16 protein-coding genes are annotated in these 19138 nt (G+C 43.6%); 5 read left to right on the top strand and 11 right to left on the bottom strand.

What is annotated here, in order from left to right:
- Positions 1-7: 7 nt before the first annotated feature.
- From AC4IFT_RS08105 to tet, 4 genes are all read right to left on the bottom strand, one after another.
- Entirely contained in the window at positions 8-1141 is a 1134-nt protein-coding gene (locus tag AC4IFT_RS08105; RefSeq protein WP_490751047.1) for an ABC transporter substrate-binding protein, read from the bottom strand.
- Positions 1142-1160: 19 nt separating this feature from the next.
- Entirely contained in the window at positions 1161-3302 is a 2142-nt protein-coding gene (locus AC4IFT_RS08110; RefSeq protein WP_490751048.1) for a TonB-dependent siderophore receptor, read from the bottom strand.
- A 241-nt stretch (positions 3303-3543) separates the two neighbouring features.
- Positions 3544-4125: a TetR/AcrR family transcriptional regulator gene (locus AC4IFT_RS08115; RefSeq protein ID WP_206083478.1), complete on the bottom strand. Its 582-nt coding sequence runs from the start codon at positions 4123-4125 to the stop codon at positions 3544-3546.
- Between the two features lie 79 nt (positions 4126-4204).
- A complete protein-coding gene (gene tet / locus AC4IFT_RS08120) occupies positions 4205-5407 on the bottom strand; it encodes a Tet(A)/Tet(B)/Tet(C) family tetracycline efflux MFS transporter (RefSeq protein ID WP_490751049.1) in 1203 nt (400 codons plus the stop codon).
- An 81-nt stretch (positions 5408-5488) separates the two neighbouring features.
- Here tet and tetR point away from each other — a divergent pair, with 81 nt between their 5' ends.
- The gene (gene tetR / locus AC4IFT_RS08125; protein ID WP_404461382.1) at positions 5489-6088 is read left to right on the top strand and encodes a tetracycline resistance transcriptional repressor TetR; all 600 of its coding nucleotides are present in this window, start codon (positions 5489-5491) and stop codon (positions 6086-6088) included.
- Positions 6089-6139: 51 nt separating this feature from the next.
- Here the strand turns inward: tetR and AC4IFT_RS08130 are convergent, their stop codons facing one another.
- The 5 genes from AC4IFT_RS08130 to frdA all read right to left on the bottom strand — a co-directional run bounded on the left by AC4IFT_RS08130 (position 6140) and on the right by frdA (position 10174).
- Positions 6140-6538 carry a hypothetical protein gene (locus tag AC4IFT_RS08130; RefSeq protein ID WP_206083481.1) on the bottom strand — a complete coding sequence of 133 codons (399 nt, stop codon included), beginning with the start codon at positions 6536-6538 and terminating at the stop codon, positions 6140-6142.
- Positions 6539-6871: 333 nt separating this feature from the next.
- Positions 6872-7225, bottom strand: a complete 354-nt coding sequence (gene frdD / locus AC4IFT_RS08135) for a fumarate reductase subunit FrdD (RefSeq protein ID WP_206083482.1) — start codon at positions 7223-7225, stop codon at positions 6872-6874.
- A 15-nt stretch (positions 7226-7240) separates the two neighbouring features.
- Positions 7241-7636: a fumarate reductase subunit FrdC gene (gene frdC, locus AC4IFT_RS08140; RefSeq protein WP_004258617.1), complete on the bottom strand. Its 396-nt coding sequence runs from the start codon at positions 7634-7636 to the stop codon at positions 7241-7243.
- Positions 7637-7650: 14 nt separating this feature from the next.
- Positions 7651-8385: a succinate dehydrogenase/fumarate reductase iron-sulfur subunit gene (locus tag AC4IFT_RS08145; protein ID WP_490751050.1), complete on the bottom strand. Its 735-nt coding sequence runs from the start codon at positions 8383-8385 to the stop codon at positions 7651-7653.
- On the bottom strand, positions 8378-10174 hold the full coding sequence (gene frdA, locus AC4IFT_RS08150) for a fumarate reductase (quinol) flavoprotein subunit (protein ID WP_219244639.1): 1797 nt from the start codon (positions 10172-10174) through the stop codon (positions 8378-8380). The genes AC4IFT_RS08145 and frdA overlap by 8 nt, the downstream gene beginning before the upstream one ends.
- 834 nt (positions 10175-11008) lie before the next feature.
- On the opposite strand from frdA, the gene epmA reads away from it, so the two are divergent.
- A complete protein-coding gene (gene epmA, locus AC4IFT_RS08155) occupies positions 11009-11986 on the top strand; it encodes an elongation factor P--(R)-beta-lysine ligase (RefSeq protein ID WP_275076498.1) in 978 nt (325 codons plus the stop codon).
- Between the two features lie 73 nt (positions 11987-12059).
- Here epmA and glpQ read toward each other — a convergent pair whose 3' ends face one another.
- Positions 12060-13127 carry a glycerophosphodiester phosphodiesterase gene (gene glpQ / locus AC4IFT_RS08160; protein WP_490751051.1) on the bottom strand — a complete coding sequence of 356 codons (1068 nt, stop codon included), beginning with the start codon at positions 13125-13127 and terminating at the stop codon, positions 12060-12062.
- Between the two features lie 92 nt (positions 13128-13219).
- Positions 13220-14569: a glycerol-3-phosphate transporter gene (gene glpT, locus AC4IFT_RS08165; RefSeq protein ID WP_490736369.1), complete on the bottom strand. Its 1350-nt coding sequence runs from the start codon at positions 14567-14569 to the stop codon at positions 13220-13222.
- A 436-nt stretch (positions 14570-15005) separates the two neighbouring features.
- On the opposite strand from glpT, the gene glpA reads away from it, so the two are divergent.
- Genes glpA through glpC form a run of 3 tightly spaced genes read left to right on the top strand, consistent with a single transcriptional unit; the run spans position 15006 to position 19136 of the window.
- On the top strand, positions 15006-16661 hold the full coding sequence (gene glpA / locus AC4IFT_RS08170; RefSeq protein WP_219244635.1) for an anaerobic glycerol-3-phosphate dehydrogenase subunit A: 1656 nt from the start codon (positions 15006-15008) through the stop codon (positions 16659-16661).
- Positions 16651-17946 carry a glycerol-3-phosphate dehydrogenase subunit GlpB gene (gene glpB / locus AC4IFT_RS08175; protein WP_490751052.1) on the top strand — a complete coding sequence of 432 codons (1296 nt, stop codon included), beginning with the start codon at positions 16651-16653 and terminating at the stop codon, positions 17944-17946. Before glpA ends, glpB begins: the two co-directional genes overlap by 11 nt.
- Complete coding sequence (gene glpC / locus AC4IFT_RS08180; RefSeq protein WP_219244633.1) at positions 17943-19136, top strand: anaerobic glycerol-3-phosphate dehydrogenase subunit GlpC; 1194 nt, start codon at positions 17943-17945, stop codon at positions 19134-19136. The genes glpB and glpC overlap by 4 nt, the downstream gene beginning before the upstream one ends.
- The last annotated feature ends 2 nt before the right edge of the window (positions 19137-19138 follow it).

Raw genomic sequence — 19138 nt, forward strand, 5'->3', positions numbered from 1 at the left:
CTCTGTTTTAAAGGGAAACCCAGTAGCCTTCTTGCCACTTGATGGGTAAGAACTGTTCAGTAAAATCTTTGAAAACCGCATTAACATCCAGATCAGGGAATATGCTAGGGTGTAACCAAGTCGCAAATTTTAGAGCGGCAATAAAGCCAAATGGGCTGTCGTAAAAAGTGTGCCAAATAGCATGAACATGCTGCTGTTTGACTGCATGCAATGTTTTAAAGGCATTACGTTGCATTAAAATTTTAAGCCTTTGTTTTGCTAGCGGTAAATCTGCACCAGGGCCTAATCCTACCCAATTGCCTTTCGGGTTATAGCCACTCCAATCGGTGCCGGTGACAATCACCATTTGAGCTTGGGTGTGAATAATCGTCTCTTGGTTTAGAACACCATATGTTCCATGAATGTATTGGTTAGCAATATTCTCTCCACCCGCAAACGAGAGAAACTGACCAAAATTTCCGTTTCCGTAGGCTAAGCAACACTCTTCAGTAAAACCTGCTGCACGCTCAAGGAGTACTTTGGGCCTTATAGGATTTGCATTAGCGAGGCGAGTATTTACATTATCTAGTTGTGTTTTAATAAATCGATTGATGCGATGAGCCCTTTCTTGTAAACCAAAGACTTTCCCCATAATCGCAATGCTTTTCGGCGTATTGGTGAGTGGGTCAACACTCATATCAAGGGCAATAACAGGGACATTAGCGCGCAGTAAAAGCATGAGAAGCCCATTGGCTTGTAGACCCGAAAATGTGCCCGTTGTCGTGAAAATAATGTCAGGTTTGAGTTCCAAAATCGTTTCCAAATTAGCTTGCGCCCCGCCGATCGCGGGGAGGTGGGGTAATTGTTCAATCTTCGGAAACGCCTTACAGTATTGTTGGTAACTACGCAAATCAGCAGTACGAAAGTTACTGGGAACAGCGACAAGTTTCTCCACAAAATTGGGTATTCCCAATGTGGCAAAGAGAAAAATCAGTGATGGGTCAGCCAAATAAATTTTCTGTGCATTTTCTGGGTAAGCAATAGTGCGTCCAAGGATGTCTGTCACCTTGGGCATTGCGGCTGCGACAACTGGGCAAGGCATTGCACTTAACGTCGCCATTGCTAACCCTGCCTTAATCAAATTCCTTTTAGAACTTTCCATAAGTTGCTTACCTATTGAATTAAAAGTAGTAATTAAGTGTGGCAAGTAACGTTCTATTCGTGCCAATACTGCAATAGGTGGAACTGGTACAGCTGGCAACGTAGGATTTATTGGTGACATTACTGACAGTTAACCCCAATTCCATACCCGTGAGTTCAGGGGCTAATGCATCCATTTGGTACCTTGCACTAATATCGCCAAGCCAGACTGCTGGTACTTTAAATGTGTTGGTGTTGTCACCCCATGTTTCGCCGAGATAACGCACGCCAACGCCGACTAAAGCGCCTTCGAGGTAAGGGGAGTGAAAACGGTAGTCAACCCATGCGGAGCCGCTGTGTTTAGGGACTTGAACAGGGTGCTTATTTAAGACTGAAAGGTCTTGGCTTTCGGTGATTTTATTATCAGTAAAGGCATAGCTCACCATGACATTCACTGACGGTGTTAATGCCATACGGCTTTCAAAATCAACCCCACGAGAGCGAATTTTCCCTGTTTGATTATAGTAATCTGGATTTAGCGGGTTATGGGTGGTGACATTTTTTTGTTCTAACTCATACGCTGCAACGCTTGCCATGAGGTTATCCGATTGGTATTTAAGCCCCACTTCGGCTTGTTTTGATTCGGTTGGGATAAAGGATTTTCCATCCGCATCTGTCCCTAAAACGGGGTCAAAGCTATCGGAAAAACTGATCCATGGCGAAAAGCCATTTTCAAAAGCATAGGTTAGCCCAACGCGTTGGCTCCAAGCGGAAGTGTCATTTTTTTGCGTTGTGTGAGAGAGGTTATTATCAGTATCTAAATAAGACCAATCATAGCGTCCACTGAGGATCAAATCCCATTGTTGCCAACTAAGTTGGTCTTGTAGATAAACCCCATAACGATCAAAACGTTGGGTTGTTGATGTGCGGGAAACGGGGTAAGGTTTAAATTCAGGATGATGAGGTTTCACCCATGGATCGAAACTGACGGTTTGCGAGCCCCACCAGTCTTTATCCAGCTTTCCAGTTTGAAAATCAAACCCAGTGAGTAACTCGTGGCGAATATCGCCAGTTTTAACTTTATAAACCAGTTGGTTATCAGCAACAAAGGTTTTGGATTTGCTTGGTGAATCTTGGTAAACCGCGGTGAGTAACCGATCCCCCGCTAAGAAGCCGCGCGTGAAGTCTCGTTTAATGTGGGTATCTACATCAGAGTAGCGCATATTTTGTTTCAGTGTGACGGACGAGCTGACTTGGTAGTCAACTAATGAGGTCACTGACCACTGTGTACGTGTGGATTTTTCATGTTTGGGGTCACTGTAGTTTTGAGTGAAATCCAGCTTTCCATTTGGGTTCGGTAGCAAGCCAATTGCTTGAGCAGGCAAGGTATTATAGTGGCCAATGTGTGGATCATGTTGATATTGGCTTAAGACTGTCCAATTGAGTTTTTCATTGGGTTGCCATGTGATAGAAGGGGCCAGTAAGTAGCGAGATTGCTTCGAGGAATTCACTTGTGAATCCGTTGATAGCGCTAATCCATTCATTCGATATAGCAATGTTTCATCGTCATTCATGGCGCCAGTGGTATCAAATTTGACGGCATTGTTATCAAAATTACCTTTTTGGAACTGAATCTGATGTGATTCATTGGCACTTGGGCGGCGTGATTGCATATTGATAACCCCCCCAGCTCCTCCTTGACCATACAGTGCAGATGATGGTCCATGAACGGCTTCGATACTATTGAGTGTCCATGAATCGACTTGTGGCCCCCAGATCCCACTGTTGCCGATAACCCGTAATCCATCCAAGTAGTAATCAGCATCGAAACCACGAATTTTTGAAAAATCGATACCGCCACCAAAGGCGCCAAATTTCTCACTGGTTACACCCGCGCTGTAGCGTAAGGCTTGGCTGATTGATTCAGAAGGCAGAGTATCCATCTGCTCGCGCTTAATCACTGAAACAAATTGCGGCGTTTCCAATAAGGTGGCTGAGCTTTTTGTGGCAGTAGATTGAGTTTTACTGGCATAGCCAATAGGTTCTTGGCCTTGGTTTTCTGCGGCCGTAACGACCAAGACGTCTGTTTTGGGCTTTGCATTTGCGGTATTTGAGCAAATCAGGGCGCAGACCAATAAACTTAGGGTGGAAAGCGTGTAGGTTCGATGAGTAAATTTATGCATGCAATTTTAGCCAATAAAGTAAAAGAGAAATTTTATGGCGTTAGCATAGATCGTCGACCGACCATCAGTCAATCTAATTAATAATCATTTGCATTTAATATTGAAGGAAGGGATTCGTAGGGTGAGTGAAAAATTATTTATCGTATTGATATTAAAAATAAATATGACAGCGTTCGAAATATTTTTTTGTGTGAGATTAAAACAACGCGAGCTCGTCTGGGTGATTCACTCGCTGTATTTTTTATTTAATCAGTTGGCTAAATCGCTTATACAAAATTTCGCCTAAATTTTGTTGAGTATATTCATGGCTATTGGCGAGGTTGTCCACGGCGGCATGCATAGAGTGGTAAATCATGGTGGCAAGAAGGTCTGGAGGAAGGGCTGACCATTCTTGGTTTTTTTCGCCAAGGGTTAAAATTGCTTTGATTTGCAGGACTGCGCGCGTTTCATGGTCATTACTGCGACCGTGATATTCATCATGAAACAGCATGTCATGAACCTGTTGTTTTTCAACGTAATATTTGACACTGTTTTCGCACCAAGACTGGAGTTTATGCGCCGCACTTTTTTGCAGGGCGAGCGCGTCATCAATATTTCCTAAATACCAATCCATATAGCGAGTGCGTAAGGCTTCCATGATGTCATTTTTTGACTGGAAGTAGTGGTAAAACGTCCCTTTCGCCACATCCGCAGAGCGCACAATTTCACTGACAGTTGTGTTGACAAACCCTTTAGACAGAAAGAGCTCTTCCGCTGCATTCATCAGGTCATCAAGCCGTTCTTCTGCAGGTTTTGTTCTTGGCTTCTTAGGTGGTTGTGTCATTGGGTTTGTCTCTTAATGTCTTGTTCTAAAAAACAGTAGGAATAATGCATCATAGCATTGAAAGGCGATGTGTTAAAAGTTAGTCCATTGAAAGTATGGCCTTCTTGGTTCTATAGGTTACTTTTTGCTGAAAAAGTAAATAAGCGATGATCAAAAATAAATACATTAACGCCCCAATTAACCACACCCAGCCATCCCAAAACGATAATGTTTGGCCATAAATAAAGCTAAACAACAGTGGGCCAACAACGCCTGTGGCATTGGTTAAACTGACAAGAATACCTTGCAGTTTACCTTGGTTTTCTTGGCTCACTTGCGTAGACATTAGCCCTTGAAGTGCAGGAAGGGCGATGCTGCCCCCGGCTAGCAGAATTAGCGTTGGGTAAATCATCCAGCCTTGTGTGAGCAGTGATAAAATCAAAAATGCGCAGCCATCTACCATGAAGCCCAGTAAAATCGTTGTTTTTTCGCTAAATTTCTTCGCTACTGCCCCCGCGACGAAAGCTTGAAATAACGCATGCATCACACCAAGCCCTGCCAACGATAACCCAACTTCCATGCTGCCCCATTGCAAGCGATTTTCGGTAAATAATACCCAAGTTGTCGCGGGGATCTGGCCTATCAATTGCGCCATAAAAAAGACGAATATTAGTAGTGTAATTGGCTTTATGAGTTGTATAAATGAGGTGGATATTATCGGAGCACTATGGGGTTTTTCTTGTTTTCTTTGAGTTTCTCTATCTTTAAAGATCAAAAAGGTACCGATAAAAGCCCCTGTATTTAAGATTGCGGCAATGATAAACGGCAAATGGGGAGAATATTCACCTGCAAACCCGCCAATTGTGGGGCCTGCGATTAGGCCAACACCAAAAGCGGCGCCTAGTCGCCCAAACCACTTCGTGCGTTCATGAGGTTGGGTATTATCTGCAATTACGGAGGCAGCGACTGCGCCTGTTGCACCCGTAATTCCTGAAATTAATCGCCCTAAATATAACATCCACAATGTGCTTGAGAGCGCGAGCAAGGTGTAATCAACAGCGGCACCTGCGAGAGAGAGCAATAATATCGGGCGACGCCCCAATTTATCTGACAATTTCCCTAATAGAGGGGCGAAAAAAACCTGCATGATGGCATACATTGCCAGCAATATACCGTAATGATTGGCTAAATTCTCAGCAGACACATATTCTCGCAATAATGCAGGTAGTACAGGCATGATCAGCCCAATTCCCATGGCATCGAGGCTGGTAATGGTTAGAGCTGTAATGGCGGATTTATTCATTTTTCATTTCTCTATCGATGATAGAGTTGGAATATATCCCTATCAGTGATAGAGTGTCAATCAGAAAATAAGGGGACAACCATGGCGCGATTAAATAAAGAGACGATTATTACAGCCGCTTTAGACTTACTGAACGAAGTAGGGATGGAAGGGGTAACAACGCGAAAGCTAGCTCAAAAACTAGGCGTAGAACAGCCAACGCTGTATTGGCATGTGAAAAATAAGCGGGCTTTATTGGATGAGTTATCTGTTGAAATGCTAAGACAAAACCATGACCGCTCGTTGCCGAAAGAGGGTGAAACATGGCAGGCATTTTTGCGAAATAATGCGTTAAGCTTTCGTCGAGCGCTATTGAGCTACCGTGATGGTGCAAAAGTACACTTAGGGACTCGACCTAGCGCGGAACAATATTCCACAGTAGAAACGCAACTGCAATTTATGGTGGATAACGGTTTTTCATTAAAAAAGGGTTTATATGCGATCAGTGCAGTAGGGCACTTTACGTTGGGAAGTGTGCTTGAACAGCAGGAGCATAGTGCTGCCCTGAATGAACGCGAAACGACGGATGAGAATGCAATGCCCCCATTATTAAAATCGGCGCTTCAAATCATGGATAATGATGATGGAACTGAGGCTTTTTTGTTTGGTTTAGATGCATTAATTCAAGGGATTAAACCTTAATCTTTAAGGTATGGCAAATAAGCGCAAAGCCATACCTTAAACAATGGAAAACTATTTAGAGCATTGCTTATCTATTTGGCGTTTTCTATCGACTGCTTTTTGTGCCGTTTGCATCGCCAATTGTTGGTCTGCTTGCATTCTTTTTGCGAATGCTTCAGGGTCATTACCCACTAACTCATAGAACAATTTATACTCAAGTGGTGCAACACACTTACATTTTTTCTCAACCGCCGCTTGTTGCTTTGCCCGTTTTTTATCTACTGAAGATTGTGCTTCCCCTGCCATGGGCAAATAACTGTAGGTGTTTGTGCTGACACATTCATTATAGAAATCTTTTTCGGTTGGCATTTCATTAGCACTTTCATTTCCCGTGGAAAACGAATTGGCATGGGCGGGTAATATTATGACTCCAGAAAGAAACAGCGAAATAAATAATCCTTTAAATTTCATTTTATTTTCTCTTACCATGAGTGATATAAAAATAGAGACGGTTAGTCTTTAACTTGTTTAAGTAAATATGATTAGTTTAACTTATTGATTTAAATTGGATAAATTAAGTTTTTATTATCCTTTACTTATCATAACAAGCCGATTTTTTATAACAACTAAGGTTAGTCTGAATTAAAATAAACACTATTTTAGAACAGGTAATATCTATTTTTGCGTAGTTTAAGGGTTATTTTCTATTAAATTTCATGATTAAACTTTAATTTCCTAGCCATAAAAAAATACCCCATCGTTTTCACGTATGGGGTATTGGTTCGTTTTTAAATTATTGCGTGATTACAAGGTAAATACACCAATCAGGGCAATAACACTAATGATTGCAGACCCACCATAGAAAACCCATTTTGTCGCTGGGACATGGATTTTAAAATCGTGCAGTGTGTGGTGGATACGGTGCATACCACACCAAACTGGCAGGATAATCATCAGTAATAAGAAAACACGGCCGATAAAGCTTTGGCTAAATGCCATAATGCGCTCATAGCTCAGCATTTCTGGTGCAACACCCAGTGGAATTAAAATTCCTAATAGAATGATGATTGCAGGGCCAATCACGGCGCTCCACATACCACCTGCACCAAATAATCCCCAGAAAATCGGCTCATCGGAACGTTTAGGCGTTAGATTCATCAGATTCTCCTTAGATTAAAATAACAATGCGATTGCTAAGATTGCCGCCGTAACAACAATCGTGAGAGCCCAGAAGCCTTTAACGATAGGCTCATCAGACATTTTCTTATCTTTCACAATAATACTGACTGCTTTTGGTGCAAGGTTGAACCACGTCGTGGTGTGCAGCAATGTTGCAGCCAATGTAATGATATTAATGATAAGAATGATTGGGTTGCTTAAGAACCCAACAAAACCAGCCCATGATTCTGGACCGCTTTTCAGCGCAAATACCCCATACAGGACTAAAATACTGAACCAGACCTGAAGGACGGAGGTACTTTCACGCATGATGTAAAAGCGGTAAAAACCCAGCTTTTGCCACCAGTCGCCCTTCATTTCTCTGACATAGGGTTTACGTTTCGTAGTCATGACTTCAATTCTCCTTATCGTGGCTTCAGCATGGCGATAACAAAGTCTTGCGCGCTGGCAACTTTCCCTTGCTGAATAGCGCCAGCAGGGTCGACATGCTTAGGACAGACTTCAGAACAGTAGCCTACAAACGTACAGCTCCAAACACCATTGTCCCCGTTTAATAAGGCCATGCGTTCTTTCGCACCATGGTCTCGGTTATCTAAATTGTAGCGCTCTGCCAATGTGATAGCGGCTGGGCCGATGAACTCTGGGTTCAGTCCAAATTGTGGGCAAGCTGCATAGCACAGACCACAGTTGATACAGCCTGAGAACTGATGGTATTTGGCCATCTGTGCAGGCGTTTGCTTATTCGGGCCTTCAGAAGGTTTACGATCATTACCGATGATGTACGGTTTAATGGCTTCTAAACGCTCAATAAAGTGAGTCATATCAACAACAAGGTCACGTTCGATTGGGAAGTTACCTAATGGCTCAACTTTCATACCTTGCGGGTATTCACGCAGGAATGTTTTACACGCCAGTTTAGGCACTTTATCAACCATCATGCCGCAAGAACCACAAATCGCCATACGACAAGACCAACGGTAAGACAGGTCTGGAGCGAGGTTATCTTTGATATAGCCTAACGCATCTAACAAAGAAGTTTGCTCGTCGTAAGGGACATCATACGTCACCAAATGGGGCTCACTATCCGTTTCCGGATTGTAACGCATGATCTCCATTTTTAGGTGTTTCATATCATCCATTAGCTTGCTCCTTCTTCGCCTTATCTTGAGCTTCAGCTTCGGCACCGTAAACACGTTTAGCTGGCTGAGATTTCGTGATTTTCACGTCACTGTATTCTAAACGAGGGGAGCCCTCTGGGTTATAGAATGCCAAAGTATGTTTAAGGAAATTCACATCATCACGTTCAGTACAACCTTCGTCGAGACGTTGGTGGGCACCACGTGATTCTTTACGATTGATTGCAGAGTGAGCCATACATTCCGCCACATCTAGACCAAAGCCTAATTCAATGGTGTACAGTAGGTCAGTGTTAAAGACGCTACTATGGTCGGTAATTTCGACGTGTTTGAAGCGCTCTTTCAGTTCGGCAATCTTATCAACGGTTTTTTGCATTAATTCAGGTGTACGGTAGATACCGCAACCTTCTTCCATTGAAATACCCATTTCATCGCGAATTTTCGACCAGCTCTCTTTCCCTTTTTGGTTCATGAGTTTTTGCAGGTCATTTTCGATATCGCGTGTACGTGCTTCAATGGCGCTGGCATTTGCAGGGGTTGCTTCAGCCGCATGGCGTGCCGCTTCTTCACCCGCTAAACGACCAAATACCACCAGTTCTGCCAGTGAGTTAGAACCTAAACGGTTTGCACCGTGTAAGCCAACAGAAGAACACTCACCCACAGCAAACAGGCCTTTAATGCGCGTTTCAGTGCGTTGATCGGTTTCGATACCACCCATAGTATAGTGAGCGGTTGGACGAACAGGAATTGGGTCTGTTACTGGGTCAACACCCACGTAAGCTTTTGCTAATTCACAAATGAACGGTAAACGCTCATGGAGTTTTTCCGCACCAAGGTGGCGAAGATCCAGATACACAACATCACCACGGTGTGTGCTAATGGTGCGACCTGCACGCCATTCGTGCCAGAATGCTTGAGAAACTTTGTCACGAGGACCGAGTTCCATGTATTTGTTTTCTGGTTTACCCAGTGGTGTTTCAGGGCCCATTCCGTAATCTTGCAGGTAACGGTAGCCATCTTTGTTAACCAGAATACCACCTTCACCACGGCAACCTTCAGTCATTAAGATACCTGAACCTGGTAACCCAGTTGGGTGATATTGCACAAATTCCATATCACGCAGAGGCACGCCATGGCGGAATGCCATACCCATACCATCACCCGTAACAATACCACCATTGGTGTTGTAACGATAAACACGGCCTGCACCACCCGTTGCCATCACGATAGAGTTTGCACGAATTTGAACTTTCGTACCTTCCATCATGTTGAGTGCAACGAGTCCACGAGCTTGACCTTCATCAACAATGATATCGAGAACAAAATGCTCATCAAAACGTTGAATTTGAGGGTATTTTAATGATGTCTGGAAGAGTGTATGGAGCATGTGGAAGCCGGTTTTATCGGCTGCAAACCATGTACGCTCAATTTTCATCCCACCAAAGCGGCGAACGTTAACTGAACCATCTGGTTTACGGCTCCACGGGCAACCCCATAATTCGAGTTGGGTCATTTCTGTTGGGCAATGTTCGACGAAATAATCGACGACGTCTTGCTCACACAGCCAGTCCCCACCCGCGACAGTATCATTAAAATGATAGTCATAGGAGTCATGAGCCTGAGTAACTGCGGCTGATCCGCCCTCTGCTGCCACGGTGTGGCTACGCATTGGGTATACTTTTGAGACCAGAGCAATCTTGATATTGGGATTTGCTTCAGCGGCAGCAATCGCTGCACGTAAGCCTGCGCCCCCGGCCCCGATAATCGCTAAATCGGCATTGAAGGTTTGCACTGCGCTTCTCCATTGTTCAAGTGTAAATTGATAAATTCTTTTAAATACTTTTGATAATTAGCTAGGTCATTTTCAATTCAATCTAATGTCAAATTGTCAAATCTCTCTTTTTTAATAGTAAATAATATAATAGCTAATAATGACTTATCATGCTGTGAATTATAACGAATAGTCCCAGAGATAAATTTGATATAGAGGGGGGTTTTGGGTGAATTTACCCACAAAGTGTGAGGTGCGTCATCTTTTTATAAAATGTTTTTACAATTGGCGTTTTTTTAGTGTGTTAATGGTGAATAAAAAGGAATTTCAAATAATTATCATTATTTTTACATAAAAAAATAGGATTAAAAACCGAGTAAATTGGTCGGGTTTTATTAGCGCTAAGAGAATAATACTGATATTTGCTGCGAAGATTTTAATTCATATTGAATATTAAATTGCGACTTGCTTCACTATTTATATAAGCACATTTCTTTATTTTTTAATTTGTGTTCTTTTAATCTTTGAGAAAGAGAATTGTTCCACTTTTCTATTAACAGCTTTGTCACATAATATAAGAAATAATCATGTTTTCTATCGTCTAGGATCCAGGGCATTAGCATGATCCTTCCTACTTATTTAAGATGTAAAAAACCGTTATTCGCAAAGGTTTGCTTAATCGAGTAAAGCCGAGGATAATCATGCCATCTTTACTCACCTTTAGTACGAAGAACCCAGATTATTTCCTAGCGATGTTTTGCACCAGATAAATGTGCTTTTACGCATAGGAATGCATTGTGCGTTGTTCGACAGGTGGGTACACTGCACGACTATGTTTATTTTGGAGTCATCTTAATGAGTGATATAGCGAATTGGCAGCCAACCGCCCCCATCGCTAACCTGTTACAGCGCGCAAAAATTATTGCGGAAATCAGACGTTTTTTTACTGATCGCTGTGTACTAGAGGTCGAAACCCCCGCTATGAGTCAGGCTACCGTGACTGATTTCCATCTTGTGCCATTTGAAACACGTTTTGTTGGCCCGGGTGCTGCGCAAGGCATCAATCTTTACCTGATGACCAGTCCTGAATACCATATGAAACGTTTACTTGCGGCTGGCAGTGGGCCGATATATCAACTGGGTAAAAGCTTTCGTAATGAAGAAGCGGGTAGACACCACAACCCAGAATTTACGATGCTGGAATGGTATCGCCCACACTTTGATATGTATCGCTTAATTAATGAAGTCGATGACTTATTACAACAAGTGCTGGAATGCGAAAGTGCGGAATTACTTTCCTACCAACAAGCTTTTTTACGTCATTTAGATATTGACCCGCTATCCGCAGAAAAAAGTGAGCTGCGTGAAGTCGCTGCCCGCCTTGATTTAAGCAATATTGCGGATCACGAAGAAGATAAAGATACGCTCTTACAGCTGCTATTTACAATGGGGGTTGAGCCACACATTGGTAAAGAAAAACCGGCGGTTGTGTATCATTTTCCTGCCACTCAGGCATCTTTAGCGGTGATTAGTACCGAAGACCACCGTGTCGCAGAACGCTTTGAGGTTTACTATAAAGGAATGGAGCTGGCGAATGGTTTCCATGAATTGACGGATGCGAGCGAACAGCGTCAACGCTTCGAACAAGATAACCGTAAGCGTGCAGCGATGGGCTTATCGGTTCAGCCGATTGATGAGCACTTATTGGCCGCATTAGAGCATGGCTTACCTGATTGCTCAGGGGTTGCTGTCGGGGTCGATCGTTTGATTATGATTGCGTTAAATGCCGAAAGGATCAGTGATGTGATTGCTTTTCCCGTCACGATTGCATAACGATTATCAAGCTTATAGCTCGTTATATAATGCAGCCAAATGGCTGCATTATCGTTTTTACAAGACAAAGAAATTATTTTTGATTTTGTAAGAACTGTACACCTAAATCAGGGAAGTCAGTAAACGCACCATCCACATCCGCTTGGTTGTAGATGATGTCATAAAGCTGCTGCCCATCTTTTGCGTATTTAGGCAGTTTATCGACACGAATGGTGAATGGGTGAACCGCCATGTTGTTTTCATGGGCTTCTTTTACCATGCCATTGACTTTGATATTGGTTGGCGTGGATTCTTCACTGATTAGCATATGATAATCAGGGCCAATACCATCCGCATAGGTGGCAATTTCTTTCATTGCACCCGGTTTCATCATCCAATCGTAATTGTAATTGACCCAAGTCCCATCGGGTTTTTGCTCTTCGGTTTCATTCCAATCGGTGTAAGCGATTAACTGAATGAGCTTCAGGTTCATACCCATTTCTGGCATCAATGTATTTTTAATGCGTTTTAGTTCGTTCGCATCGAAACATTGCAGATAAACGTTGGAATCTTTTTCAACATAACCGTACTGTTTTAGCACTTCCAGCGTTTTTTTGGTGATATCTTTGCCTTCTTGGTGATGGAACCAAGGGGCTTTGATTTCAGGGTAAATACCAATATTTTTCCCAGTGGATTTATTTAAACCTTGAACAAATTCAATCTCTTCTTGGAAGGTATGAACGCGAAAGTCTGATTTACCCATCGGGAAGCGGTTCGGATAGCTTTGTACTTGTTTACCATCAACAATATCGAACCCTTCTGTGAATTTCAGAGACTTGATTTCAGGTAATGTGAAGTCAATCGCGTAATAACGGCCATCTTTACGCGCTCTGTCAGGGAAACGCTCAGCGACATCCGTTACACGGTCAAGATAATGGTCATGTAGCACAACCAGCTCATTATCTTTCGTCATTACCAAATCTTGTTCTAGAAAATCGGCACCTTGTGCATACGCCATCGCTTTAGCCGGTAAGGTGTGTTCAGGTAAGTAACCACTTGCACCACGATGGGCAATGACCACCTTGTTTGTCCCTTGCGCGGCTGCGGACACTGACATCACTAAAACCATACTTGCCACCAATGTTTTTAATGGGAAGTTCATGATTATATCTCCTTGGCACTTTTTGGATAAAAAAAGGGCCATATCATGATGATATAGCCCTCGGGTTTAGCGTTTATTCATAAACAAAATGTTTATTGAGAGTTCGCTAATTCGCGTTTGTGTTTGCTTTCGCTAATCATCACGATGAACAGCAGAACAACAGCAAGGGCTGAACCACCAATCATGACTGCGAAGCCACCGTCCCATCCGAAGTAGTCAACGGTATAACCGACGATAGCACTCGCCGCAACCGAACCACCGAGATAGCCGAATAGCCCTGTAAAGCCAGCCGCTGTACCTGCTGCTTTTTTCGGTGCGAGTTCAAGGGCGTGTAATCCAATCAACATAACAGGACCATAGATTAAGAAACCGATGATCAGCATACAAGCCATGTCAACGTTCGGGTTACCCGCTGGATTCATCCAGAATACGATAGTGGCGATGGTGACGAGAACCATGAAGAATACACCTGTCGCACCACGGTTACCGCGGAAGACTTTATCCGACATCCAACCACATAATAATGTGCCCGGGATACCAGCGTATTCATATAGGAAATAAGCCCATGAAGATTTATCCATTGCAAAGTGTTTCACTTCACGCAGGTAAGTTGGTGACCAGTCAAGAACACCGTAGCGCAGTAAGTATACGAATACGTTCGCAATCGCAATCATCCATAACAGTTTGTTAGGGAAAACGTATTTCATGAAGATTTCTTTCGCTGTTAATTCTTCTTCATCAGACGCTTTATAATCTGTTGGATAGTCGTTTTTGTACTCTTCGATTGGTGGAAGACCACAAGATTGTGGGGTATCGCGCATTAACGCAAATGCAATGATGGCAACAAGGATAGCGGCTAATGCTGGCATATACAGCGCAGCTTTCCAGTCGTTAAACCATGCCATACCTAATAGGAACAGCAATGGAGGAATACCACCACCGACGTTGTGGGCACAGTTCCATACGGAAACGATACCACCACGTTCTTTTTGTGACCACCAGTGAACCATGGTACGTCCGCAAGGAGGCCAGCCCATACCTTGGAACCAACCACAAAGGAACAGTAATACGAACATGACCATGATGCTTGATGTTGCCCATGGCACGAAGCCCATGATCAGCATCACTGCAGAGGCCAGTATCAAACCAGCGGGTAAGAAATAGCGTGGGTTTGCGCGGTCAGAGAATGACCCCATGATAAATTTAGAAAAACCGTAAGCAATTGAAATCCCTGATAAGGCGAAACCTAAGTCACCTTTAGAAAACCCTTGCTCAACAAGGTATGGCATTGCTAAGGCAAAGTTCTTTCGGACGAGATAATACGCTGCGTAACCAAAGAAAATACCCATGAAGATCTGCCAGCGAAGCTTACGATAGACTGGGTCTACCTTATCAGCTGGCAGCCTCTCTATATGAGGTGCTGGTTTAAAAATGCTTAACATATACGCCTCCGATGGCATGCTAATATTTATTTACACTTGATCGCTCTCAATGTTGAGAAAGATTGAGTGTTTATTATTGGTGAAGTAACAAAAACGAAAACAACCGAGTAATTTAAGAGCTTTTATTTTCTTAATTGCTCTAAATTGTATCCATTAGAAAACATTTTATCTGTAATCCAACGCACAATTATTGATTTTGTTTATGAAGTTGCATAGTAAATGACATTTGTGAATGGAATGGAACTAGAAATGTTAATTATTTTGTGACTTTCATCACGATATTGTTCTTTATAACACTGAAAATGTACAAATCGCTTTCGTTTTTGTTCCTTATCAAACATTGATCGCGTTTCTGCTCTATATTTAATAATAGATTATAAAAATAGAATCTATACTTATCGATTATAGAAATGTTTATTAATGTGAGGGATGCGACATGAATGGCTCATCTGTGACTGAAACGGATGTCATCATTATCGGTGGTGGCGCAACAGGTGCAGGAGTCGCTCGTGACTGCGCTCGCCGAGGTCTAAGAACCGTTTTACTTGAAAGGCACGACATCGCGACTGGCGCAACAGGGCGAAACCACGGTTTGCTCCACAGTGGCGCGCGTTATGCGGTAACCGATAGCGAATCTGCAAGAGAATGTATCGAAGAGAACAAAATCTTAAAGCGGATCGCCCATCATTGTATTGAGCGAACGGATGGCTTATTTATTACCTTGCCTGAAGACAGCCTCGATTATCAGCAAAAATTTATCACAGCTTGCCAAAGTGCAGGTATTGACGCAAATGCCATTGACCCCGCAGAGGCTATCCGTCTTGAGCCATCGGTCAACCCTGCCTTAATTGGTGCGGTTCGTGTACCTGATGGTACCGTTGACCCATTTCGTCTAACCGCTGCAAATATGTTAGATGCCAGAGAACATGGCGCAAAAGTACTGACTTACCATGAAGTTATCGGCCTTATCCGCGACGGTGATACTGTTCGAGGTGTGACTGTGTACGACCATCAAGCAAAAAAACAGTATGACATTTACGCCGAAATTGTCGTTAACGCTGGTGGGATCTGGGGGCAAAAAATTGCCGAATACGGCGAGCTAAAAATCAAAATGTTCCCTGCAAAAGGGGCATTGCTCATTTTAGGTCATCGGTTAAATAACATGGTGATCAACCGTTGCCGTAAACCTGCGGATGCGGATATTTTAGTGCCTGGTGATACGATCTCACTAATTGGGACGACTTCCACACACATTGAATATGACCAAATCGACAATATGTACGTCACCCCAGAAGAGGTTGATATTCTTATTCGCGAAGGTTCGATGTTATCACCTGCATTGGCGACAACGCGCATTTTACGTGCCTACGCAGGGGTTCGCCCTTTAGTGGCTAGCGATGATGACCCTTCAGGGCGAAATGTTAGTCGCGGTATTGTGCTTCTAGACCATGCGAAACGCGATGGAATGGAAGGCTTTATCACCATTACAGGTGGTAAATTAATGACTTATCGCCTGATGGCGGAGTGGGCAACGGATAAAGTCTGTGAAAAACTGGGACATTCTGCAAAATGTACAACAGCAGAAGCACCACTTCCGGGCTCTCAACACAGTGCAGAAGAAGCCTTGCGCAACGTAGTTTCCATTCCCGCACCAATTCGTGGTTCTGCGGTTTACCGCCACGGTGACCGTGCATCTGCCATTTTAAGCACTGATCGCTTAGATAAAAGTTTAGTGTGTGAATGTGAAGCAGTAACCGCGGGAGAGGTGCGTTATGCCGTCAATTCGCTCACAGTAAACAACTTATTGGATTTGCGCCGTCGTACCCGCGTAGGGATGGGAACTTGCCAAGGAGAGCTGTGTGCTTGTCGTGCGGCAGGTTTACTCAATCGATTTAATGTCACGACACCGCATGAAACTGAGCAGCAACTAGGTCATTTCCTCAATGAGCGTTGGAAGGGCGTGCGCCCCATCGCTTGGGGGGATGCATTGCGCGAAAGTGAGTTCACCAGTTGGGTTTATCATGGGTTATGTGGGATGAATGAAGCCACATTGGGCAAAGCATCTCAGAAGGAGGCGGATAATGAAATATGATGTCGTTGTGATGGGAGGCGGCCTTGCGGGGCTGCTTTGCGGTATTCGCCTAACCCAGTCTGGCCTGTCTTGCGCAATGGTGAGTGCAGGGCAAAATGCACTGCATTTTTCGTCGGGTTCATTGGATTTATTAACCCATTTACCTGATGGCCAAATTGCAGAAAAACCACTGACAATGCTTGGTGAGTTAAAATCGCAAGCGCCTTTTCACCCCTATAGTTTGATGGGGGAAAACCACGTAGCTGAACTGGCTAGAATGGCAGAATCCATCTTGCAGCAAACGGGAATTCGCTTAAAAGGTTCTTGCGAAGAAAATCATTATCGCATCACACCGTTAGGCCATAAACGTATGACGTGGCTGAGTCCTGAGTCAGTTCCTACAGTTGGCTTACATCAAAAAATGGATGCCAGTAAAATTGCTGTTGTCGGTATTGAAGGGTTCTTGGATTTTCAGCCACAAATGGTAGCTGATGAGTTGCAGCGTGAAGGAATACAGGCTAGTGCCCATTATGTGCATTTGCCACTACTTGACCGCCTACGCGAAAATCCAAGTGAATTTAGAGCGATTAATGTCGCTCGCTGGCTCGATAGACCGGAAAACATGGCGCAAATCGTTGAGGAAATTTCGCCATTAATCGCTGATGCCGAAGCTGTTTTTATGCCTGCTTGTATAGGGCTGGACAGCGAACAGCCGATGTTGGAATTACAGAAACGATTAGGTAAGCAACTGTATTTATTACCCACTTTGCCACCATCATTATTAGGCATTCGCCTACATGAGATGCTATTACGCCAGTTTCGTCGCCAAGGTGGGATTGTCATGCCTGGGGATAAAGTCTCGTCAGTAAATTATGCAGAAGGCCGTATTGCGTCTGTGCAGACACGTAATCACGGGGATATTTCGCTCAAGGCTAAACATTTTGTGTTGGCGACAGGTAGCTTCTTTAATAATGGCTTGGTCGCTGAGTTTGACCGTGTGTATGAACCGCTGATGAATTTAGATTTATGTGAAATCTCAGAGCGAGCGAAGTGGACTAATAAAGAGTTTTTTGCTTCCCAACCTTATATGGCCTTTGGCGTGAAAACAGACGAAAAACTGCGGGCTCAAAAAGCAGGTGCAGCGATTGAAAACCTGTATGTCGCAGGTGCGGTACTCGGGGGCTTTGATCCATTAACCCAAGGCTGCGGTGCGGGAGTTTCAATGATTAGCGCATTATTTGCCGCGAATGAGATCATTAATGAAGTGAGTAAAAACAAAGCGATGCAGGCGGAGGTGGCACAATGAGTATTCAAGATGCAAGCTTTGAAAGCTGTATTAAATGTACGGTGTGCACAACATACTGCCCCGTTGCGAAAGTGAACCCATTGTATCCGGGCCCAAAACAAGCGGGGCCAGACGGTGAGCGCTTACGCTTAAAAGACCCAATGCTCTATGATGAAGCGCTGAAATATTGTACTAACTGTAAACGCTGTGAAGTCGCTTGCCCATCGGATGTGAAAATTGGTGATATTATTGCGCGTGCAAGAAATACCTACAGCCAGCAAAAACCGAAAATTCGCGATGCAATCCTCAGCCATACGGATTTAATGGGCTCGCTTTCTACGCCATTTGCACCAGTGGTAAATACCATCACCGGGTTAAAACCTGTGCGCCAAATTCTGGATAAAGCGTTAAAAATCGACCATCGCCGTGAACTGCCAAAATATTCATTTGGCACATTCCGCCGTTGGTATTCTAAACAAGCGGCAGAGCAAGCTAAATTTGAAGAACAAGTGGCTTTTTTCCATGGTTGTTATGTGAATTACAACCACCCGCAATTAGGGAAAGACTTAATTAAAGTCTTTAATGGCATGAACATTGGTGTACAACTGCTTAAACGTGAAAAATGTTGCGGTGTCGCATTGATTGCCAACGGGTTTATGAAGCAAGCAAAACGCCAAGCCAATGTTAATTTAGAGTCACTTCAGGAAACCATCCTCGAAAAACATATACCTGTAGTTGCGACGTCCTCAACGTGTACATTTACCATCCGTGATGAATATACCCATGTATTGGATGTAGACACTTCAGAAATGCGCGACAACATTGAGCTCGCAACTCGCTATATTTATCGCCTGTTAGAGCAAGGGCGCGAACTGAAACTGAAACATACCCCGTTAAAAGTGGCCTACCATACGCCATGCCATATGGAAAAAATGGGTTGGACATCCTACACGCTAGAGCTAATTAAACGTGTACCGGGTGTTGAGTTGATCGTGCTTGATTCCCAGTGCTGTGGTATTGCAGGGACTTACGGGTTTAAGAAAGAGAATTATGAAGTTTCACAAGGTATTGGTGCGGGGCTCTTCCGTCAGATAGAGGAAAGCGGAGCTGATATGGTTATTACAGACTGTGAAACCTGTAAGTGGCAAATAGAGATGTCCACAAGTAAAAAATGCGAGCACCCGATTTCGCTCTTAGCAAGGGCATTATAATT

The sequence above is a fragment of the Providencia sp. UF-183 genome (assembly GCF_058246155.1).